The sequence below is a fragment of the Streptomyces changanensis genome, assembly GCF_024600715.1.
Taxonomy (GTDB): Bacteria; Actinomycetota; Actinomycetes; order Streptomycetales; family Streptomycetaceae; genus Streptomyces; species Streptomyces changanensis.
In genome coordinates, this window is record NZ_CP102332.1 from 5,124,161 (window position 1) to 5,142,040 (window position 17,880).

Annotated in this window: 18 protein-coding genes; 14 read left to right on the plus strand and 4 right to left on the minus strand. The window is 73.2% G+C overall.

Translation table 11 applies throughout. The features are described from left to right. The first annotated feature begins 7 nt into the window (after positions 1–7). A complete protein-coding gene (locus NRO40_RS22680) occupies positions 8–835 on the plus strand; it encodes an inositol monophosphatase family protein (RefSeq protein ID WP_058943826.1) in 828 nt (275 codons plus the stop codon). A gap of 126 nt (positions 836–961) precedes the next feature. On the opposite strand, the gene NRO40_RS22685 is transcribed toward NRO40_RS22680, so the two are convergent. After that, entirely contained in the window at positions 962–1,135 is a 174-nt protein-coding gene (locus tag NRO40_RS22685) for a hypothetical protein (protein ID WP_198549417.1), read from the minus strand. A 334-nt stretch (positions 1,136–1,469) separates the two neighbouring features. On the opposite strand from NRO40_RS22685, the gene NRO40_RS22690 reads away from it, so the two are divergent. The 4 genes from NRO40_RS22690 to NRO40_RS22705 all read left to right on the plus strand — a co-directional run bounded on the left by NRO40_RS22690 (position 1,470) and on the right by NRO40_RS22705 (position 4,987). Next, positions 1,470–2,123, plus strand: a complete 654-nt coding sequence (locus tag NRO40_RS22690) for a response regulator transcription factor (protein WP_058943824.1) — start codon at positions 1,470–1,472, stop codon at positions 2,121–2,123. Between the two features lie 5 nt (positions 2,124–2,128). Then, complete coding sequence (locus NRO40_RS22695; protein WP_058943823.1) at positions 2,129–3,367, plus strand: sensor histidine kinase; 1,239 nt, start codon at positions 2,129–2,131, stop codon at positions 3,365–3,367. A 395-nt stretch (positions 3,368–3,762) separates the two neighbouring features. After that, positions 3,763–4,059, plus strand: coding sequence for a DUF4193 domain-containing protein (locus NRO40_RS22700; RefSeq protein ID WP_058943822.1), 297 nt, complete (start codon positions 3,763–3,765; stop codon positions 4,057–4,059). A gap of 13 nt (positions 4,060–4,072) precedes the next feature. Then, complete coding sequence (locus tag NRO40_RS22705; protein WP_058943821.1) at positions 4,073–4,987, plus strand: hypothetical protein; 915 nt, start codon at positions 4,073–4,075, stop codon at positions 4,985–4,987. Positions 4,988–5,288: 301 nt separating this feature from the next. Here NRO40_RS22705 and NRO40_RS22710 read toward each other — a convergent pair whose 3' ends face one another. Next, on the minus strand, positions 5,289–5,771 hold the full coding sequence (locus tag NRO40_RS22710) for a DUF3093 domain-containing protein (RefSeq protein WP_058943820.1): 483 nt from the start codon (positions 5,769–5,771) through the stop codon (positions 5,289–5,291). Between the two features lie 58 nt (positions 5,772–5,829). Here NRO40_RS22710 and NRO40_RS22715 point away from each other — a divergent pair, with 58 nt between their 5' ends. The 7 genes from NRO40_RS22715 to NRO40_RS22745 all read left to right on the plus strand — a co-directional run bounded on the left by NRO40_RS22715 (position 5,830) and on the right by NRO40_RS22745 (position 12,587). After that, complete coding sequence (locus NRO40_RS22715) at positions 5,830–6,405, plus strand: PaaI family thioesterase (protein WP_058943819.1); 576 nt, start codon at positions 5,830–5,832, stop codon at positions 6,403–6,405. Further along, on the plus strand, positions 6,405–6,917 hold the full coding sequence (gene dut, locus NRO40_RS22720) for a dUTP diphosphatase (protein WP_058943818.1): 513 nt from the start codon (positions 6,405–6,407) through the stop codon (positions 6,915–6,917). Before NRO40_RS22715 ends, dut begins: the two co-directional genes overlap by 1 nt. Position 6,918: 1 nt before the next feature. Further along, the gene (locus tag NRO40_RS22725) at positions 6,919–7,686 is read left to right on the plus strand and encodes a DUF3710 domain-containing protein (RefSeq protein ID WP_058943817.1); all 768 of its coding nucleotides are present in this window, start codon (positions 6,919–6,921) and stop codon (positions 7,684–7,686) included. A 144-nt stretch (positions 7,687–7,830) separates the two neighbouring features. Continuing rightward, a complete protein-coding gene (locus NRO40_RS22730) occupies positions 7,831–10,488 on the plus strand; it encodes a sensor histidine kinase (RefSeq protein ID WP_079047314.1) in 2,658 nt (885 codons plus the stop codon). Continuing rightward, positions 10,485–11,171 carry a response regulator gene (locus tag NRO40_RS22735; protein WP_058943816.1) on the plus strand — a complete coding sequence of 229 codons (687 nt, stop codon included), beginning with the start codon at positions 10,485–10,487 and terminating at the stop codon, positions 11,169–11,171. The genes NRO40_RS22730 and NRO40_RS22735 overlap by 4 nt, the downstream gene beginning before the upstream one ends. 108 nt (positions 11,172–11,279) lie before the next feature. Next, on the plus strand, positions 11,280–11,678 hold the full coding sequence (locus NRO40_RS22740; RefSeq protein WP_079047313.1) for an OB-fold nucleic acid binding domain-containing protein: 399 nt from the start codon (positions 11,280–11,282) through the stop codon (positions 11,676–11,678). A gap of 3 nt (positions 11,679–11,681) precedes the next feature. Continuing rightward, complete coding sequence (locus NRO40_RS22745) at positions 11,682–12,587, plus strand: DUF3159 domain-containing protein (protein WP_408057044.1); 906 nt, start codon at positions 11,682–11,684, stop codon at positions 12,585–12,587. 187 nt (positions 12,588–12,774) lie between these two features. Here NRO40_RS22745 and NRO40_RS22750 read toward each other — a convergent pair whose 3' ends face one another. Both NRO40_RS22750 and NRO40_RS22755 read right to left on the minus strand, forming a co-directional pair. Continuing rightward, entirely contained in the window at positions 12,775–13,452 is a 678-nt protein-coding gene (locus tag NRO40_RS22750; RefSeq protein ID WP_058943814.1) for a potassium channel family protein, read from the minus strand. Beyond that, positions 13,452–14,120: a potassium channel family protein gene (locus NRO40_RS22755; RefSeq protein ID WP_058943813.1), complete on the minus strand. Its 669-nt coding sequence runs from the start codon at positions 14,118–14,120 to the stop codon at positions 13,452–13,454. Before NRO40_RS22755 ends, NRO40_RS22750 begins: the two co-directional genes overlap by 1 nt. 209 nt (positions 14,121–14,329) lie before the next feature. On the opposite strand from NRO40_RS22755, the gene NRO40_RS22760 reads away from it, so the two are divergent. Together NRO40_RS22760 and NRO40_RS22765 are read left to right on the plus strand one after the other, a co-directional pair. Continuing rightward, positions 14,330–16,396 carry an APC family permease gene (locus NRO40_RS22760; RefSeq protein ID WP_058943812.1) on the plus strand — a complete coding sequence of 689 codons (2,067 nt, stop codon included), beginning with the start codon at positions 14,330–14,332 and terminating at the stop codon, positions 16,394–16,396. Positions 16,397–16,489: 93 nt separating this feature from the next. Then, on the plus strand, positions 16,490–17,812 hold the full coding sequence (locus tag NRO40_RS22765; protein ID WP_058943811.1) for a class I SAM-dependent RNA methyltransferase: 1,323 nt from the start codon (positions 16,490–16,492) through the stop codon (positions 17,810–17,812). The last annotated feature ends 68 nt before the right edge of the window (positions 17,813–17,880 follow it).

A 17,880-nucleotide genomic window follows, 5' to 3' on the forward strand; every position in this document is an offset into this window, starting at 1 on the left:
AGGCCCCGTGACTGACCCGCTGCCGCACCGGGCGGCCGACGACCCGCTGCTGGACGAGCTGCTGGACGCCGCCCTGGAGGCGGCCCGCAGGGCCGGCGCGCTGCTGCGTGACGGGCGCCCGGCCGACCTCGGCGTCGCCGCCACGAAGTCGAGCCCCATCGACGTGGTCACCGAGATGGACATCGCCGCCGAGAAGCTGATCACGGGGTACCTCGCCGAGCGCCGGCCGCAGGACGGCCTGCTCGGCGAGGAGGGTGGCGCCGCCGAGGGCACCAGCGGTATCCGGTGGGTCGTCGACCCGCTGGACGGCACCGTGAACTACCTCTACGGCCTGCCCACGTGGGCGGTGTCCATCGCGGCCGAGCGCGACGGCGAGGCGCTCGTCGGCGTCGTCGAGGTCCCCATGCGGGGCGAGACGTTCCACGCCGTGCGCGGTCGCGGCGCCCACCTGGGGGAGCGGCGGCTGAGCTGCCGCCCCGCCCCGCCGCTGGACCAGGCCCTGGTGTCGACCGGTTTCAACTACGTCGCCGAGGTCCGCGCCCACCAGGCGGAGGTGGCCGGCCGGCTGGTCCCGCTGCTCCGGGACATCCGCCGGGGCGGCTCCGCCGCCGTCGACCTGGCCGACGTCGCCGCCGGCCGGCTGGACGGCTACTACGAGCGCGGGCTGCGCCCCTGGGACCGCGCCGCCGGGGTGCTCCTCGCGCGCGAGGCGGGCGCCCTCACCGGCGGACGCCCCGGCTCGCCCGCGGACGACGACCTCACCGTGGCCGCGAGCCCCGGCGTCTTCGCCCCGTTGCAGGCCCTGCTGGAGGACCTGGGCGCCTGGCACGACTGACGCGCGCCCGGCCCGGCCCGGCGCCTTCCCGCCCCGCGGGGTGGGCCGGACGTGCCGAAGGCCCCGGTGTCCGGGACACCGGGGCCTTCGGCGGGCCGATGGCGGACGCGCGTACGCGTCCGGACGTCAGGCGGTCAGCAGGGAGACCTTGACGCCGTGCTCCTCCGCCAGCCGGTGGAGGTCGTCCAGCTCCGCCTGCTCGACGTCGGCCAGGAAGTCGTCTCCGGTCTCCCGTGCCCGCGTCAGATCGCTCTGCGTGGCCCTTATGCGCTGGAGGAGTCCTGCGGTGAAAGCGTCCATGATGCGCCCCCTCGTCATGGGTCGGTGGCACGGGGCGTGCCGGGGGTGGGTCGGATCACGCGCAGCGCCTCTGGGGGACAGAGCGGCCCGTGGTGCACCGCGTACGGGGCGTGATCTCGGGTGTGCAGTCGTCCTCCCCAGAGGAAACCTCAGGGAAACCTCAAAGAATCGCGCCTGTCGCGAATGCGTCCGCCCCGAGCCCCCCGGCCGGGACCGCCCGCCCGGCCGCCTTACAGCCGGTTTACGCGCGTAAGGGGCAGGATGAGCGGGACACCGTCCGTCCCGCGGTGTCGTAGATCTGCCCGGATCCGGGCTCGGAGGAAGGAACAGCGCCGTGCGCGTACTCGTCGTCGAGGACGAGCAACTGCTCGCCGATGCGGTGGCCACCGGACTGCGCCGGGAGGCCATGGCCGTCGACGTCGCGTACGACGGGGCCGCCGCCCTGGAGCGGATCGGCGTCAACGACTACGACGTCGTCGTCCTGGACCGCGACCTGCCCCTCGTCCACGGCGACGACGTCTGCCGCAAGGTCGTCGAGCTCGGCATGCCGACCCGCGTGCTGATGCTCACCGCGTCCGGCGACGTCAGCGACCGCGTCGAGGGGCTGGAGCTCGGCGCCGACGACTACCTGCCCAAGCCCTTCGCGTTCAGCGAGCTCATCGCCCGGGTGCGCGCGCTGGGCCGGCGTACGACCGTGCCGCTGCCGCCGGTGCTGGAGCGGGCCGGCATCAAGCTGGACCCGAACCGCCGCGAGGTCTTCCGCGACGGCCGGGAGATCCAGCTGGCCCCGAAGGAGTTCGCGGTACTGGAGGTGCTCATGCGCAGCGAGGGGGCCGTGGTCTCCGCCGAGCAGCTGCTGGAGAAGGCCTGGGACGAGAACACCGACCCGTTCACCAACGTCGTGCGGGTCACCGTCATGACCCTGCGCCGCAAGCTCGGCGAGCCCCCGGTGATCATCACCGTGCCCGGCTCCGGCTACCGGATCTGACCCCCGTGACCGGCACCCCCACACCGCCACAGGCGCCCCCCAAACCCACCTGGGACCCGCGGATCCCGGCGCGCCCCCTGCTGCGCCCCACCATCCGCATACGCCTCACCCTGCTCTACGGCGGGATGTTCCTCATCGCCGGCGTCCTGCTGCTGTCGATCATCTACCTGCTCACCCGGCAGGCCCTGTCGATCAGCACGGACGACCTGCCGTTCAAGCTGCTGAAGGGCGAGGTCGAACCGAACTTCGACTGGTGCAGGCTGCCCGTGGAGGGGGTGACGCCCGACCAGTTCAACGACGCCATGGCCGCCTGCCTCCAGCACCAGCGCGACCTCGCCCAGGACGAGCTGCTGCGCCGCTCGCTCTTCGCGCTGCTGGGCCTCAGCATCATCGCCTTCGCCTTCGGTTACGCGATGGCGGGCCGCGTGCTGTCCCCCCTGGGCCGCATCACCCGCACCGCCCGCCAGGTGGCCGGTTCGGACCTGAGCCGCCGGATCAAGATGGCCGGCCCCGACGACGAGCTCAAGGAGCTCGCCGACACCTTCGACGACATGCTGGACCGGCTGGAGCGGGCCTTCACCGCGCAGCAGCGCTTCGTGGCCAATGCCTCGCACGAGCTGCGCACGCCGCTGGCGATCAACCGGACGCTGCTGGAGGTCCACCTCTCCGACCCGGCCGCCCCCGTCGAGATGCGGGAGCTCGGCAAGGCGCTGCTCGCCACCAACGAGCGCAGCGAGCAGCTCGTGGAGGGGCTGCTGCTGCTCGCCCGGAGCGAGAACCAGATCGTGGAGCGCAAGCCCGTGGACGTCGCCGAGGTCGCCTCCCGCGCCATCGACCAGGTCCGGGGCGAGGCCGAGGCGAAGGGCGTGGAGATCCGCGGTGAGCGCGCCCCGGTGGTCGTCCAGGGCAACGGGGTGCTGCTGGAGCGCGTCGCCCTGAACCTGGTGCAGAACGCCGTCCGGTACAACGTGCCGGAGGACGGCTGGGTGGAGGTCACGACCGGCGTCGAGCAGGGCCGGGCGGTGCTGGTGGTGTCGAACACCGGGCCGGTGGTGCCGGCGTACGAGATCGACAACCTCTTCGAGCCGTTCCGGCGGCTCCGCGAGGAGCGGACCGGGAGCGACCGGGGCGTCGGGCTGGGGCTGTCGATCGTCCGCTCCGTGGCGCGCGCCCACGGCGGCCGCGTCACGGCGGAGCCGCGGGAAGGCGGTGGTCTCGTGATGCGCGTCACTCTGCCGCAGTGACGAGCCGGATCGACGGGCTCCGTCTGTTCGCTCTCAGCGGAATTTCGCGAGGCTGTCCGCGCGGGTCCACTGTGTGATCGATCACAGCGGTCTTCGTCCGGACACTTACGCTCCGTGATGGTAATTGGCCCTGGAAACCCGGGAAAAGTCCGGGTTTCCCGGGGGTCGGATCACGGGAAGTACACGGGGTGGTGCGTGTGAAGCACGCGACCCCGACCGTGTACGGTCCCGTTCGCCACCCAAACCCGATCACCCGAGAGGGCCCCGGTTGGGTGTCGATTGAGTAACAGACCTTGATGTGAGGCAAAATCTCCGCCTCAGGTCGGGCACAAGTCCGGCCTCTCACGCGTTACGTGCGCTGGAGACACCGCAAACACCCAGAGGGGGAGAGTGACATGGCTACGGACTACGACACCCCACGCAAGACCGATGACGACGTCGACCAGGACAGTCTCGAGGAGCTGAAGGCCCGGCGGAACGACAAGTCGACCTCCGCGGTCGACGTCGACGAGTTCGAGGCCGCCGAGGGCCTGGAGCTGCCGGGTGCCGACCTCTCCAACGAGGAGCTCGCCGTCCGCGTCCTGCCGAAGCAGGCGGACGAGTTCACCTGCATGAGCTGCTTCCTCGTGCACCACCGCAGCCAGCTGGCCAAGGAGAAGAACGGTCAGCCGATCTGCCGAGACTGCGACTGAGGACCGGTCGGACGTGGCAGGCGACACCCCGTCCAGGAAGAGGCGCTTCCGGCTCCTCGGGAAGCCGGAGGCCCACGAGGGCGGCATCGGCCCGGCACAGGGCGCCCACGGGGCGTCCGCCGAGCACCCCGCCCTGTCCTCCCCCGGCGCGCGTGACGACGAGCGGGGCCCTGGGGCCTCGCTCGAACCCACGGCGCACGGCGCCGCACCCGACCGGGCCGACCGGCCGACAGCCCGCTCCCGCGGTCTGGACGCCGTCCGGCGCGGCGTGCGCAAGAGCGGCGCGGGCGCCCGAGCCGGTCTGGCCTACGTGGCCGACCGCATCATCGAGACGGCGCCGCGCATCGCCGTCCGGGACCTGGCCGCCCTGCGCCGGCAGTTCCCCGGCCTCGGCCCGGAGCAGCTCGCCGACAAGCTCGTCGCCGGCGCGGCGAACGCCACCGCGACCGTCGGCGCCGGAGTCGGCGCCGCCGCCATGCTGCCCGTGCCGCCCGCGATGCCGGCCGAGCTGGCCGCGGAGGTCACCGGCGTGGCCGCGATCGAGCTGAAGCTGATCGCCGAACTCCACGAGGTCTACGGCCAGCGGCCGCCGGGCGGCCTCAAGGAACGCTCCACGGCCTACCTGACCGCCTGGACGGAGGAGCGGGGCATCGACGTCACCAAGCCCACCACCGTCAACGCCGCCCTCGGCGGTCGCATGAAGCGCGAACTGCGCCAGCAGATCATGAAGCGCACCGTGCGCAACCTGCCGAACCTGCTCCCCTTCATGGTCGGCGCCACCGTCGGTGCCGTGATGAACCGCCGCGACACCAGGAAGCTCGCCGAACGGATCAGGACCGACCTGCGCACCCGCCAGGTCCCCTGGGACGCGCTGCCGGAGCTGCCCCCGCTGGAGCAGCCCGAGAACCCCAAGCAGCTGGGCTACTGAGCCGGCCGCACCGCGCGCGGCGGACGGCCTCCCCGCCACCGCCGCCCGCGGAGCACCCGCCCCGCCGCGCGGCCCCGCCCGGTACCCGCGGCACGGCGTCCGCAGCACGGCGTCCGCCACTCAGCCCCCGCCCGGTGTCCGCCGCACAGGCCCCGCCCCGCGTAGGAGGGCCTCTCCAGCCCGGCGGACGGCCGGCTTCCCCCGCTCCCGGACGGCCCGCCGGCACACGCCCGCCGGCCCACCCGGCGTACCGCCTCACGGCGGTCCGGCGGCCCCCACGGCCCGCCCGGAACGGTCGCCGTCAGCCGCGTACCGCCGCCTCGCGCGCCCGCCTCAGCGCACCCGCCAGGGCCTCCGGGTCGCGGGTCGAGAGGTACACGTACGGTGTGGGGTCGGCCGGGTCCGTCACCTCGACGCGGACCGCGCCCGGGATGTAGCTGCGCAGCACCATGAACGCCCGCGGGTCCGCCTTGTGCGTGCGCCAGGCGCGCGCCTCCTCGGCGTCCAGCACCTCCGGCTCGCCCAGCGCCTCCACCGGGATCCGGGCGTCCCCCGCGACCAGGGACCCCGCCACCACGCGCACGCGCGCCGAGCCGTACGAGCTGACGCAGATCGACGCCAGGGCGCCCGCGGCGATGACGCCCCCCAGCATCGGCACCGCGCCCAGCGGCATGACCACCAGGCCCCCGGAGAGGCCCAGCAGGGCGGCGAAGAGCCACCACTGGCCGGGCGCGGTGAGGCGTTCGTCGTGACTCGGGGCCGAAGCGCGGTCGGAAGGCTGCATACACCCAAGCTTGGCACGGTGCGACCGGTGCGCCGCCGCGCGGGTAAGGTCTGCGGCTGTGAGCACAGCACTGACGCCTCCCGCCGAGGCCCGGCCGCCGGTACGGCACCCCGAAGCCCCCGCCCCGGGTGAGCTCCTCGGGGCCCACTACGCGCACTGCTTCGGCTGCGGCGGCGGCCAGCCGCACGGGCTGCACCTGGAGGCCCGGGCAGGCGAGGGCGTGACCGTCACCGCCGGGTTCACCGTCACGGAGGACCACCAGGGCGCGCCGGGCCTCGCCCACGGCGGCGTGCTGGCCACCGCGCTCGACGAGACGCTCGGCTCGCTCAACTGGCTGCTGCGGGTCATCGCCGTGACCGGGCGGCTGGAGACCGACTTCGCGCGGCCCGTGCCCGTCGGCACCGTCCTCCACCTGGAGGCCGAGGTCACCGCCGTGCACGGCCGCAAGATCTACTCCACCGCGACCGGCCGGATCGGCGGGCCGGAGGGCCCCGTCGCGGTCCGCGCCGACGCGCTCTTCATCGAGGTCAAGGTCGATCACTTCATCGACAACGGCCGCCCGGAGGAGATCCGCGCGGCCATGGCCGATCCCGACCAGCTCCGGCGCGCCCGCGCCTTCGAGGTGAACCCCTGATGCGCAACCCCGTCGACGTGCTGATCCGCCGCCTGGACCCGGAGGTGCCGATCCCGGCGTACGGGCACCCCGGCGACGCGGGAGCCGACCTCGTCACCACCGAGGCCGTCGAGCTGGCGCCCGGCGAGCGCGCGGTTCTCCCCACCGGGGTGTCGATCGCCCTTCCGGACGGGTACGCGGCCTTCGTACACCCGCGCTCCGGGCTCGCCGCCCGGCTCGGAGTCGGTCTGGTGAATGCCCCGGGGACGGTCGATGCCGGGTACCGTGGAGAGATCAAGGTGATCGTGGTCAACCTGGACCCGCGTGAGAGCGTGCGGTTCGAACGGTTCGACCGGATCGCCCAACTGGTCGTTCAGCAGGTCGAGAAGGTCCGCTTCCACGAGGTGGCGGAGCTTCCCGGCTCGGCACGAGGCGAGGGGGGCTTCGGGTCCACTGGCGGGCATGCCGCCGTGGGCGGCTGGACGGGTGGGAATCAATACGCTGCGGTCGTATCCGACCGGGAAGGACAGTGACGTGTTCGGACGTCGCAAGAAGACCAGTGCCGCCGAGAACGCGGCGGGCGAGGCCGAGCAGGTCGTCGACGCGGTCGACACCGACGAGGCGGCGGACGAGGACAGCCCCCGCCGCGTGAACCTTCCGCCGGCGCCCCGGCCCGACGGGCCCTGGGACGTCTCCGAGGTGACCAGGCCCGAGGAGGGCCGCGTCGACCTGGGCGGCATGTTCGTACCGGGGGTCGAGGGCATGGAGCTGCGCGTCGAGGTCGCGGGCGACGCCATCGTCGCGGCGACGGTCGTCCTGCGGGACAGCGCGATCCAGCTGCAGGCCTTCGCCGCCCCCAAGAAGGAGGGCATCTGGGGCGAGGTCCGCGAGGAGATCGCCTCCGGCATCACCCAGCAGGGTGGCGTCATCGACGAGATCGAGGGCTCCCTCGGCTGGGAGCTGCGCGCCCAGGTCCCCGTCCAGCTGCCGGACGGCACGGGCGGCGTCCAGCTGGTGCGCTTCGTCGGCGTCGACGGTCCGCGCTGGTTCCTGCGCGGCGTCATCTCCGGCCAGGGCGCGGTGCAGCCACAGGCCGCCGGGCTGCTGGAGCAGATCTTCCGCGACACGGTCGTCGTCCGCGGCGAGGGCCCGATGGCCCCGCGCGACCCGATCGTCCTCAAGCTCCCCGAGGACGCGCAGATGGTCCCCGAGGGCGTCCAGACCGACGCCGAGGGCGGCTCGCGCTTCTCCGGCGACATGGGCCAGCTCCACCGCGGCCCGGAGATCACCGAGGTCCGCTGACCACGCCGTACGGGGGCCGGCCGGCCCGGGTGTCAGAACTCTGTCAAGGCTGCCCGGAAACCACCGCCCCCGTCCGGTTCGCCCCCATCCCTGGCCTTAGGGTCGACGCTGCGCAGTCGGCAGTGCTCGGAAGACGATGAGGCCATGGGACGCGGCAAGCTACGGATCTACCTCGGCGCGGCGCCGGGGGTCGGCAAGACGTACGCGATGCTCTCCGAGGCCCACCGCCGCGTCGAACGCGGCACCGACTGCGTCGTCGCCCTCGTCGAGCACCACTCCCGGCCCCGCACCCGGGCCCTGCTGACCGGTCTGGAGCGGATACCCCGCCGGACCGTCGAGCACCGCGGCGCCGCCCTCACCGAGATGGACGTGGACGCCGTCCTGGAACGGCGCCCCGCCGTCGCCCTCGTAGACGAGCTCGCCCACACCAACGCCCCCGGCTCCCGCAACGCCAAGCGCTGGCAGGACGTCGAGGAACTGCTCGCCGCCGGCATCGACGTCGTCTCCACCGTCAACATCCAGCACCTGGAGTCCCTCGGCGACGTCGTCGAGTCCATCACCGGCGTGCGCCGGCAGGAGACCGTCCCCGACGAGGTCGTCCGCCACGCCGACCAGATCGAGCTGGTCGACATGGACCCGCAGGCCCTGCGCCGCCGCGTGGCCCACGGCAACGTCCACCAGCCGGACCGCGTGGACGCCGCGCTCGCCGACTACTTCCGCCCCGGCAACCTCACCGCCCTGCGCGAACTGGCCCTGCTGTGGACCGCCGACCGCGCCGACGAGTACCTCCGGCAGTACCGCAGGGACCACAGCGTCTCGGCCATCTGGGGCTCCCGCGAGCGGATCGTCGTCGGCCTCACCGGCGGACCCGAGGGGCGCACCCTCGTCCGCCGTGCCGCCCGGCTCGCCGAGAGGGGCGCGGGCGGCGAGGTCCTCGCCGTGCACGTCGCCCGCAGCGACGGCCCGACCTCCGCCTCGCCCGAGGAACTGGCCCTCCAGCGGACCCTCGCCGAGGACCTCGGCGGCACCTTCCACCACGTCATCGGCGACGACGTGCCGGCTGCGCTGCTGGACTTCGCCCGCGGCCACAACGCCACCCAGATCGTCCTCGGGGCCAGCCGCCGCAAGACCTGGCAGTACGTCTTCGGTCCGGGTGTCAGCGCCACCGTCGCCCGCGACTCCGGCGCCGACCTCGACGTCCACATCGTCACCCACGGCGCCGCCGGCCGGGGGCGCGGTCTGCCCGCCGCCCGCCGCGCCCGGCTCGGCCCCGGCCGCAGCGTCTGCGCCTGGACCGTCGGCGTCCTCGGCCCCGCCCTGCTCACCCTGGTCCTCTCCGGCGTCGACGCCGGGCCCGGCATCGCCACCGACATGCTGCTGTTCCTGGCGCTGACCGTCGCGGCGGCCCTCCTGGGCGGGCTCCTGCCGGCCCTCGCCTCCGCCACCGCCGGCTCGCTGCTCCTCAACTGGTACTTCGCCCCGCCGACGCACACCTGGACCATCGCCGACCCCGAGAACGTGGTCGCCATGTCCGTCTTCTTCGCCGTCGCCCTCTCCGTCGCCTCCGTCGTGGACCTCGCCGCCCGCCGCACCCAGCAGGCCGCGCGCCTGCGGGCCGAGTCGGAGATCCTCTCCGCGCTCGCCGGCGGCGTGCTGCGCGGCGAGACCACCCTCGACGCCCTCCTCCAGGGCGTGCGGGACACCTTCGCCATGGCCTCCGTCGCGCTCTTCGAACGCCCCGACGACCACACCCCCTGGAGCTGCGCCGCCCACGTCGGCCCCGGCCGCCCGCCGGCCCGGCCCGAGGACGCCGACGTCGACATGCCCGTCGGAGACCACCTCGCGCTCGCCCTCACCGGCCGCGTCCTGCCCGCTGAGGACCGCCGCGTCCTCGGCGCCTTCGCCGCCCAGGCCGCCGTCGTCCTCGACCGCCAGCGGCTCGTCGGCGAGGCCGAGGAGGCCCGCGGCCTCGCCGAGGGCAACAAGATCCGCACCGCGCTGCTCGCCGCCGTCTCCCACGACCTGCGCACCCCGCTCGCCGCCATCAAGGCCGCCGTCTCCTCCCTGCGCTCCGACGACGTCGAGTGGTCCGAGGAGGACCGGACCGACCTGCTGGAGGCCATCGAGCACGGCGCCGACCGCCTCGACCACCTCGTCGGCAACCTCCTCGACATGTCGCGGCTCCAGACCGGCACCGTCACGCCCCTGCTGCGCGTGACGGACCTCGACGAGGTCGTCCCCGTCGCCCTCGGCGGCGTCCCGGAGGACGGCGTCGTCCTCGACATCCCCGAGACGCTGCCCATGGTCACCGTCGACCGCGGGCTCCTCGAACGCGTCGTCGCCAACCTCGTCGAGAACGCCGTCAAGTACACCCCGGCCGGCCGCCGCGTCCTCGTCTCCGCCAGCGCCCACGCCGACCGCGTCGAGCTGCGGGTCATCGACCGCGGCCCGGGCGTGCCCGACGAGGCGAAGGAACGGATCTTCGCCCCCTTCCAGCGGTACGGCGACGCCCCGCGCGGCGCCGGCGTGGGCCTCGGCCTCGCCGTCGCCCGCGGCTTCGCCGAGGCCATGGACGCCACCCTGACCGCCGAGGACACCCCGGGCGGCGGCCTCACCATGGTCCTCACCCTCCGGGCCGCCCCGGCCACGGCCGCGCCCGCCGCAGCCGCCCCCGCGCCCTCCCCGGCCGTCCCCGCGCCCGCCGCCGCCGGACCGCCCGGCCCCTCGGGGCCCGGTCCCGCAGTGCCGGGCCCCCGCCAGGACCCCGCCCACCCCCGACGACAGGAAGCAGCCCCCTCATGACGCGGGTGCTCGTGGTCGACGACGAGCCGCAGATCGTGCGCGCCCTCGTGATCAACCTGAAGGCACGGAAGTACGAGGTCGACGCCGCCCCCGACGGCGCGACCGCCCTCTCCCTGGCCGCCCGGCGCAACCCCGACGTGGTCGTCCTCGACCTCGGCCTGCCCGACATGGACGGGATCGACGTCATCCGGGGGCTGCGCGGCCGGACCCGGGTGCCGATACTCGTGCTCTCCGCCCGCCACACCTCCGACGAGAAGGTCGAGGCCCTCGACGCCGGCGCCGACGACTACGTCACCAAGCCGTTCGGCATGGACGAGCTGCTGGCCCGGCTGCGCGCCGCCGTCCGCCGCGCGGAGCCGGTCGGCGGGCCCGGGGAGGGCGCCTTGGTGGTGGAGACCGAGGGGTTCACCGTCGACCTCGCCGCGAAGAAGGTCAACCGGGGCGGCGCCGACGTACGGCTGACCCCGACCGAGTGGCACCTGCTGGAGGTCCTGGTGCGCAACGCGGGCCGGCTCGTCAGCCAGAGGCAGCTCCTCCAGGAGGTGTGGGGCCCCTCCTACGGCACCGAGACCAACTACCTGCGGGTGTACATGGCGCAGCTGCGGCGCAAGTTGGAGGCCGACCCCTCGCACCCCCGCCACTTCGTCACCGAGCCCGGCATGGGGTACCGGTTCGAGCGCTGAGGCGTTCCGCTCCTGCGCCGGGGCGGCCCCGCCCGTGCCCACGGGGTGCGTCGCGGGGCGGCGGCCCGAGCCCGGGTCGCGTCCGGTGCGTCCCGGTAGGCTTTGCGTATGAGTGCTGCACCGCGTACAGGGAAGCCGACCGGCCGCTTCCGCCGGATGCTGGACCGCCTGGCCAGCTCCCAGGGCGACCTCGAGTCCGAGGAGCTCCAGGAGGACGCGGAGGCGACGGGGTGCACGCGCATCTGTGACTGCGGTGACCGGCAGATCGTGAAGGTGACTGGTACCTTGCGGACGGTCACCCTGCGTCCGAGGGCCGGAGTGCCGGCGCTGGAGGCCGAGCTCTTCGACGGTACGGCCCCCCTGGACGTGGTGTGGCTGGGCCGCCGCTCCATCGCGGGCATCGAACCGGGCCGCAGGCTCATAGCCTCGGGCCGGATCTCCATGAGCCAGGGGCGCAGGGTCCTCTTCAATCCGAAATACGAGCTCCGACCGCTCGGACAGGAGTAGCCGGTGACGTCACTCGACAAGCCGACCGCCGACCACGACGGCCCGCAGGGCCCGTACGGCCCGCAGGGCGGCGGGGGCGGTGGTGCCCGCGGTGACGGCGCCGCGCACCAAGCCGCCGGACACGGCGCCCCCGCACTCGACGGCACGGCACCAGCCGGCACCGTACGCGCCGACGCCGCGGCCGCCGACCCCGCGGCCGCCGACGCGCGGGCCGTGACCGAGGCCGCGCTGTTCGAGGCGTTCGGCGGGGTCCGCGGCATGGTGGAGACGGTCCTGCCCGGCCTCCTCTTCGTGACGATCTACACGATCAACAAGGACCTGCACGTCTCGGCGCTCGCCGCCCTCGCCGTGTCGCTGCTGCTCGTCGTCGTCCGGCTGGTCCGCCGCGACACCATGAAGCACGCCTTCAGCGGTGTCTTCGGCGTCGCCTTCGGCGTGGTGTTCGCGATGATGACGGGCGACGCCAAGGACTTCTACCTGCCCGGCATGCTCTACACCCTCGGGCTCGGGATCGCGTACATCGTGACGACCCTCGCGGGCGTACCGCTGATCGGCCTCGTCCTCGGCCCGATCTTCAAGGAGAACCTCTCCTGGCGCACCCGTAACCCCGGCCGCAAGAAGGCGTACGCCAAGGCCAGCTACGCGTGGGGCCTGATCCTGCTGGGCAAGTGCGCGATCCTCTTCCCGCTGTACTGGTGGGCCGACACCACCCAGCTCGGCTGGGTGCTCGTCGCACTGAAGATCCCGCCGTTCCTGCTCGCCGTGTACCTGACGTGGATGTTCCTCGCCAAGGCGCCGCCGCCGATCGACGTCTTCGCGGAGATGGAGGCGGCCGAGCGCGCCGAGGAGGAGCGCAAGGCCCAGGCCGAGGCCCGGCGCACCCAGCCGGACCCCCAGCGCGGCGCCTGAGCGAGACGCCAGAGCGCGGCGCGTGAGCGAGACGCTCGGGCGCGGCGCTTCGGCGCGGGACCCGGGCGCGGCTCCCGGGAGAAGCGCCCCGCGCCCGGCGCCCCAACGCCGCCCGCTACACGGGGAGGGGCCGGGATCCGTAACGGATCCCGGCCCCTCCCCGTGTACGCGCCGGACCGGCCGACCGTCAGCCGGAGGCGTCCTCGCGCCGCACCGACAGCAACTCCTCCAGCTGCTCCTCGCGCGCCTGCGCCGCGACGAACAGCAGCTCGTCACCGGCCTCCAGGGTCTCCTCCGGGGTCGGCGTCAGCACCCGCGAACCGCGGATGATCGTGACCAGCGAGGTGTCCTCCGGCCATGCCACGTCCCCGATCTGCGTACCGGCCAGGCCCGACTCCGGGGGCAGCGTCAGCTCGACGAGGTTCGCGTCGCCGTGGCTGAAGCGCAGCAGCCGGACCAGGTCGCCGACGCTCACCGCCTCCTCCACCAGGGCCGACATCAGACGCGGCGTCGACACGGCGACGTCCACGCCCCACGCCTCGGTGAAGAGCCACTCGTTCTTCGGGTTGTTCACCCGGGCGACGACCCGGGGCACCCCGTACTCGGTCTTCGCGAGCAGCGACACGACGAGGTTCACCTTGTCGTCGCCCGTCGCCGCGATGACGACGTGGCACCGCTGCAGCGCCGCCTCGTCCAGGGACGTGATCTCGCACGCGTCGGCCAGCAGCCACTCCGCCTGCGGCACCCGCTCCACCGAGATGGCGGTAGGCGCCTTGTCGACCAGGAGGACGTCGTGACCGTTCTCCAACAGCTCACCCGCGATGGAACGCCCCACCGCGCCGGCGCCGGCGATGGCGACCCGCATCAGTGCTCGCCTCCCTCGGGGCCGTGGGCGAACGCCGCCTCGACCTTCTCGACCTCGTCCGTCCGCATCATCACGTGCACCAGATCGCCCTCCTGCAGGACGGTCTGCGACGTCGGCAGCATCGCCTCGCCCAGCCGGGTCAGGAACGCCACACGGACCCCCGTCTCCTCCTGGAGCGTGCTCACCTTGTGGCCGATCCAGGCGGGGGAGGTGTGCACCTCCGCGAGCTGCACCCCACCGCTCGGGTCCCGCCACACCGGCTCCGACCCCGCCGGCAGCAGACGCCTCAGCATCTGGTCGGCGGTCCACCGCACCGTGGCGACCGTCGGGATGCCCAGCCGCTGGTACACCTCGGCGCGCCGGGGGTCGTAGATACGGGCGGCGACGTTCTCGATGCCGAACATCTCGCGGGCGACACGCGCGGCGATGATGTTGGAATTGTCACCACTGCTGACCGCGGCGAACGCCCCGGCCTCCTCGATGCCCGCCTCGCGCAGGGTGTCCTGGTCGAAGCCGACCCCGGTGACACGCCGTCCACCGAAGCCGGAGCCGAGGCGCCGGAAGGCCGTGGGGTCCTGGTCGACGACCGCGACCGTGTGCCCCTGCTGCTCCAGGGTCTGCGCCAGGGCCGCCCCCACCCGGCCGCAGCCCATGATCACAATGTGCACGTCCGCCTACCCCGCACTCCGGGTCGCCTTGCTGACCTGCGAAAACACCCTGCTCACTCTTCTCTCTCAGCCTGCGTGCGGTGCTGTCTCGTCACGAGCTTATGCCCCGATCGATCGGTTGCCCTCATCCGCCCGCGGACGCGGGCGACGCGTCGAACCGGTCACCCGCGAGTGGGCGTGGCCCATTTGGAACGCTTACGATCCTCTCCGTGTCCAAACTGACCGACGTGCCCAAACGGATCCTGATCGGCCGGGCTCTCCGGAGCGACAGGCTGGGCGAGACGCTCCTCCCGAAGCGCATCGCGCTCCCCGTCTTCGCCTCCGACCCCCTCTCCTCCGTGGCGTACGCGCCCGGCGAGGTCCTGCTGGTCCTCTCCATCGCGGGGGCGTCGGCCTACACCTTCAGCCCGTGGATCGCCGCGGCCGTCGTGATCCTCATGTTCACGGTCGTCGCCTCGTACCGGCAGAACGTCCACGCCTACCCCAGCGGCGGCGGCGACTACGAGGTCGCCAACACCAACCTCGGCCCGAAGGCCGGACTCACCGTCGCGAGCGCCCTCCTCGTCGACTACGTCCTGACCGTCGCCGTCTCCATCTCCTCCGGCGTGGAGAACCTCGGCTCGGCCGTCCACTTCGTCATCGAGCACAAGGTCCTGTGCGCCATCGGCATCATCGTGCTGCTGACGCTGATGAACCTGCGCGGCGTGAAGGAGTCCGGCAAGCTCTTCGCCATCCCGACGTACGTCTTCGTCACCGGCGTCTTCGCCATGATCGCCTGGGGTGCGTTCAAGGGCGTCGTCCTCGACCGGACCATGCAGGCCCCCACCGCGGACTTCACGATCCGGCCCGAACACGAGGGCATCGCCGGCTTCGCGCTCGTCTTCCTGCTGCTGCGGGCCTTCTCCTCCGGCTGCGCCGCCCTCACCGGCGTCGAGGCGATCAGCAACGGCGTCCCCGCCTTCCGCAAGCCCAAGTCGAGGAACGCCGCGACGACCCTGCTGCTCATGGGCGCCCTCGCCGTCACCATGTTCTGCGGCATCATCGGCCTGGCCATGGCCACCCATGTGAAGATGGCCGAGAAGCCCGCCCACGACCTGCTCCACGACGGCGTCCCCGTCGGCCCCGACTACGTCCAGGACCCGGTCATCTCCCAGGTCGCGGCCGCCGTCTTCGGCGACGGGACGTTCTTCTTCGTCGTGCTCGCCGCGGCCACCGCGCTCGTGCTCTTCCTGGCCGCCAACACCGCGTACAACGGCTTCCCGCTGCTCGGCTCGATCCTCGCCCAGGACCGGTACCTGCCCCGCCAGCTCCACACCCGCGGCGACCGGCTCGCCTTCTCCAACGGCATCGTGCTCCTCGCCGGCGCGGCCATCCTGCTCGTCTGGATCTACGACGCCGACTCCACGAAGCTCATCCAGCTCTACATCGTCGGCGTCTTCGTCTCCTTCACGCTCAGCCAGACCGGCATGGTCCGCCACTGGAACCGCCTGCTGCGCACCCAGCACGACCCGGCCAGGCGCCGCCACATGATCCGCTCCCGCGCGATCAACGCCTTCGGCGCCTTCTTCACCGGCCTCGTCCTCATCGTCGTCCTCGTCACCAAGTTCACCCACGGCGCCTGGGTCGCGCTGCTCGGCATGGCGATCTTCTTCGTGACGATGACCGCCATCCGCAAGCACTACGACCGCGTCGCCCGGGAGCTCGCCGCCCCCGAGGGCCCCAGCGACGACAGCATCCGCCCCGCGCGCGTGCACTCCATCGTCCTGGTGTCGAAGATCCACCGCCCCACACTCCGCGCGGTCGCCTACGCCAAGCTGATGCGCTCCGACAAGCTGGAGGCGCTCAGCATCAACGTCGACCCCGCCGAGACCAAGGCCCTCACCGAGGAGTGGGAGCGCCGCGGCATCAACGTCCCGCTGAAGGTCCTCGACTCCCCGTACCGCGAGATCACCCGGCCCGTCGTCGACTACGTCAAGAGCCTGCGCCGCGAGAGCCCCCGTGACGTCGTCAGCGTGATCATCCCGGAGTACGTGGTCGGTCGCTGGTACGAGCACCTGCTGCACAACCAGAGCGCCCTGCGCCTCAAGGGCCGCCTCCTGTTCACTCCCGGCGTCATGGTCACCTCCGTGCCCTACCAGCTGCGCTCGTCCGAGGTGGCCAAGGAGCGGGCGAAGAAGCACCAGGACTGGAACGCGCCCGGCTCGGTCCGCCGGGGCCTGGTGGAGACCGGCCCCAAGCGCCCCTCCGGCCGCGGGGAGCCGAACGGCAAGGAGTGACCCCGGGGGGACGTAGACTGGTGGGCTGGCGCCACGCCCGACGCGAGCCCGCCAACGGATCTCTCCGCCCCCTTCTTTTGGAGTCACCCCGCCATGCCGAAGAACGCACCCGAGTCCTCGCTGGTCGGCGAGGAGTACGAGGTCGAGGTCGGCCCCGTCGCGCATGGCGGCCACTGCGTCGCCCGCACCGCGGAGGGCAGGGTCCTGTTCGTCCGGCACGCGCTGCCCGGCGAGCGGGTCGTCGCCCGGGTGACCGAGGGCGACGAGACCTCCCGCTTCCTGCGCGCGGACGCCGTCACCGTCCTCGACCCGTCCAAGGACCGCATCGAGGCTCCCTGCCCGTACGCCGGCCCCGGCCGCTGCGGCGGCTGCGACTGGCAGCACGCCAAGCCGGGCGCCCAGCGCCGCCTCAAGGGCGAGGTCGTCGCCGAACAGCTCCGCCACCTCGCGGGCCTCACCCCCGAGGAGGCAGGGTGGGACGGCACGGTCGTGCCCGTCGAGGGCGACAAGCTCCCCGCCGGTGAGGTGCCCGCCTGGCGGACCCGCGTCCAGTACGCCATCGACGCCGACGGCCGCGCGGGCCTGCGCAAGCACCGCTCGCACGAGGTCCAGCCGATCGACCGCTGCCTCATCGCCGCGCCCGGCGTCAGCGAACTCGGCGTCGAGAACCGCGACTGGTCCGGCATGGCGTCCGTCGAGGCCATCGCCGCCACCGGCTCCCAGGACCGCCAGGTCGTCCTCACCCCGCGCCCCGGCGCCCGCCTCCCCCTCGTCGAACTGGACAAGCCGGTCTCGGTGCTGCGCGTCGAGGAGAAGGACGGCGGCGTCCACCGCGTCCACGGCCGTGCTTTTGTCCGCGAGCGCGCCGACGACCGCACCTACCGCGTCGGCAACGGCGGCTTCTGGCAGGTCCACACGAAGGCCGCCGACACCCTCGTCCGCGCCGTCATGCAGGGCCTCCTCCCGCGCAAGGGCGACACCGCCCTCGACCTCTACTGCGGCGCCGGCCTCTTCGCGGGCGCCCTCGCCGACCGCGTCGGCGACCAGGGCGCGGTCCTCGGCATCGAGTCCGGCAAGCGCGCGGTCGAGGACGCCCGCCACAACCTCCAGCACTTCGACCGCGTCCGCGTCGAACAGGGCAAGGTCGAACAGATCCTGCCGCGCACGGGCATCACCGAGGTCGACATCATCGTCCTCGACCCGCCCCGCGCCGGCGCCGGCAAGCAGACGGTCCACCACCTCGCGTCCCTGGGCGCCCGCCGCATCGCCTACGTCGCCTGCGACCCGGCCGCCCTGGCCCGCGACATCGCGTACTTCGCCGAGACCGGCTACCGCGTCCGCACCCTGCGCGCCTTCGACCTCTTCCCGATGACGCACCACGTGGAGTGCGTGGCGATCCTGGAGCCGGTGAAGTAGGGCCGCTGAGCTGGTGTTCTGTGGGTGCGCCTTATGCGCGGTGTGGGCGTTGCGGGTGATGTCCTGAC

Coding starts and splice junctions, on each gene's coding strand:
- NRO40_RS22685 (WP_198549417.1), bottom strand. CDS start 1,135: ATGGACGCTTTCACCGCAGGACTCCTCCAGCGCATAAGGGCCACGCAG.
- NRO40_RS22700 (WP_058943822.1), top strand. CDS start 3,763: ATGGCTACGGACTACGACACCCCACGCAAGACCGATGACGACGTCGAC.
- NRO40_RS22710 (WP_058943820.1), bottom strand. CDS start 5,771: ATGCAGCCTTCCGACCGCGCTTCGGCCCCGAGTCACGACGAACGCCTC.
- dut (WP_058943818.1), top strand. CDS start 6,405: ATGCGCAACCCCGTCGACGTGCTGATCCGCCGCCTGGACCCGGAGGTG.
- NRO40_RS22730 (WP_079047314.1), top strand. CDS start 7,831: ATGGGACGCGGCAAGCTACGGATCTACCTCGGCGCGGCGCCGGGGGTC.
- NRO40_RS22735 (WP_058943816.1), top strand. CDS start 10,485: ATGACGCGGGTGCTCGTGGTCGACGACGAGCCGCAGATCGTGCGCGCC.
- NRO40_RS22740 (WP_079047313.1), top strand. CDS start 11,280: ATGAGTGCTGCACCGCGTACAGGGAAGCCGACCGGCCGCTTCCGCCGG.
- NRO40_RS22750 (WP_058943814.1), bottom strand. CDS start 13,452: ATGCGGGTCGCCATCGCCGGCGCCGGCGCGGTGGGGCGTTCCATCGCG.
- NRO40_RS22765 (WP_058943811.1), top strand. CDS start 16,490: ATGCCGAAGAACGCACCCGAGTCCTCGCTGGTCGGCGAGGAGTACGAG.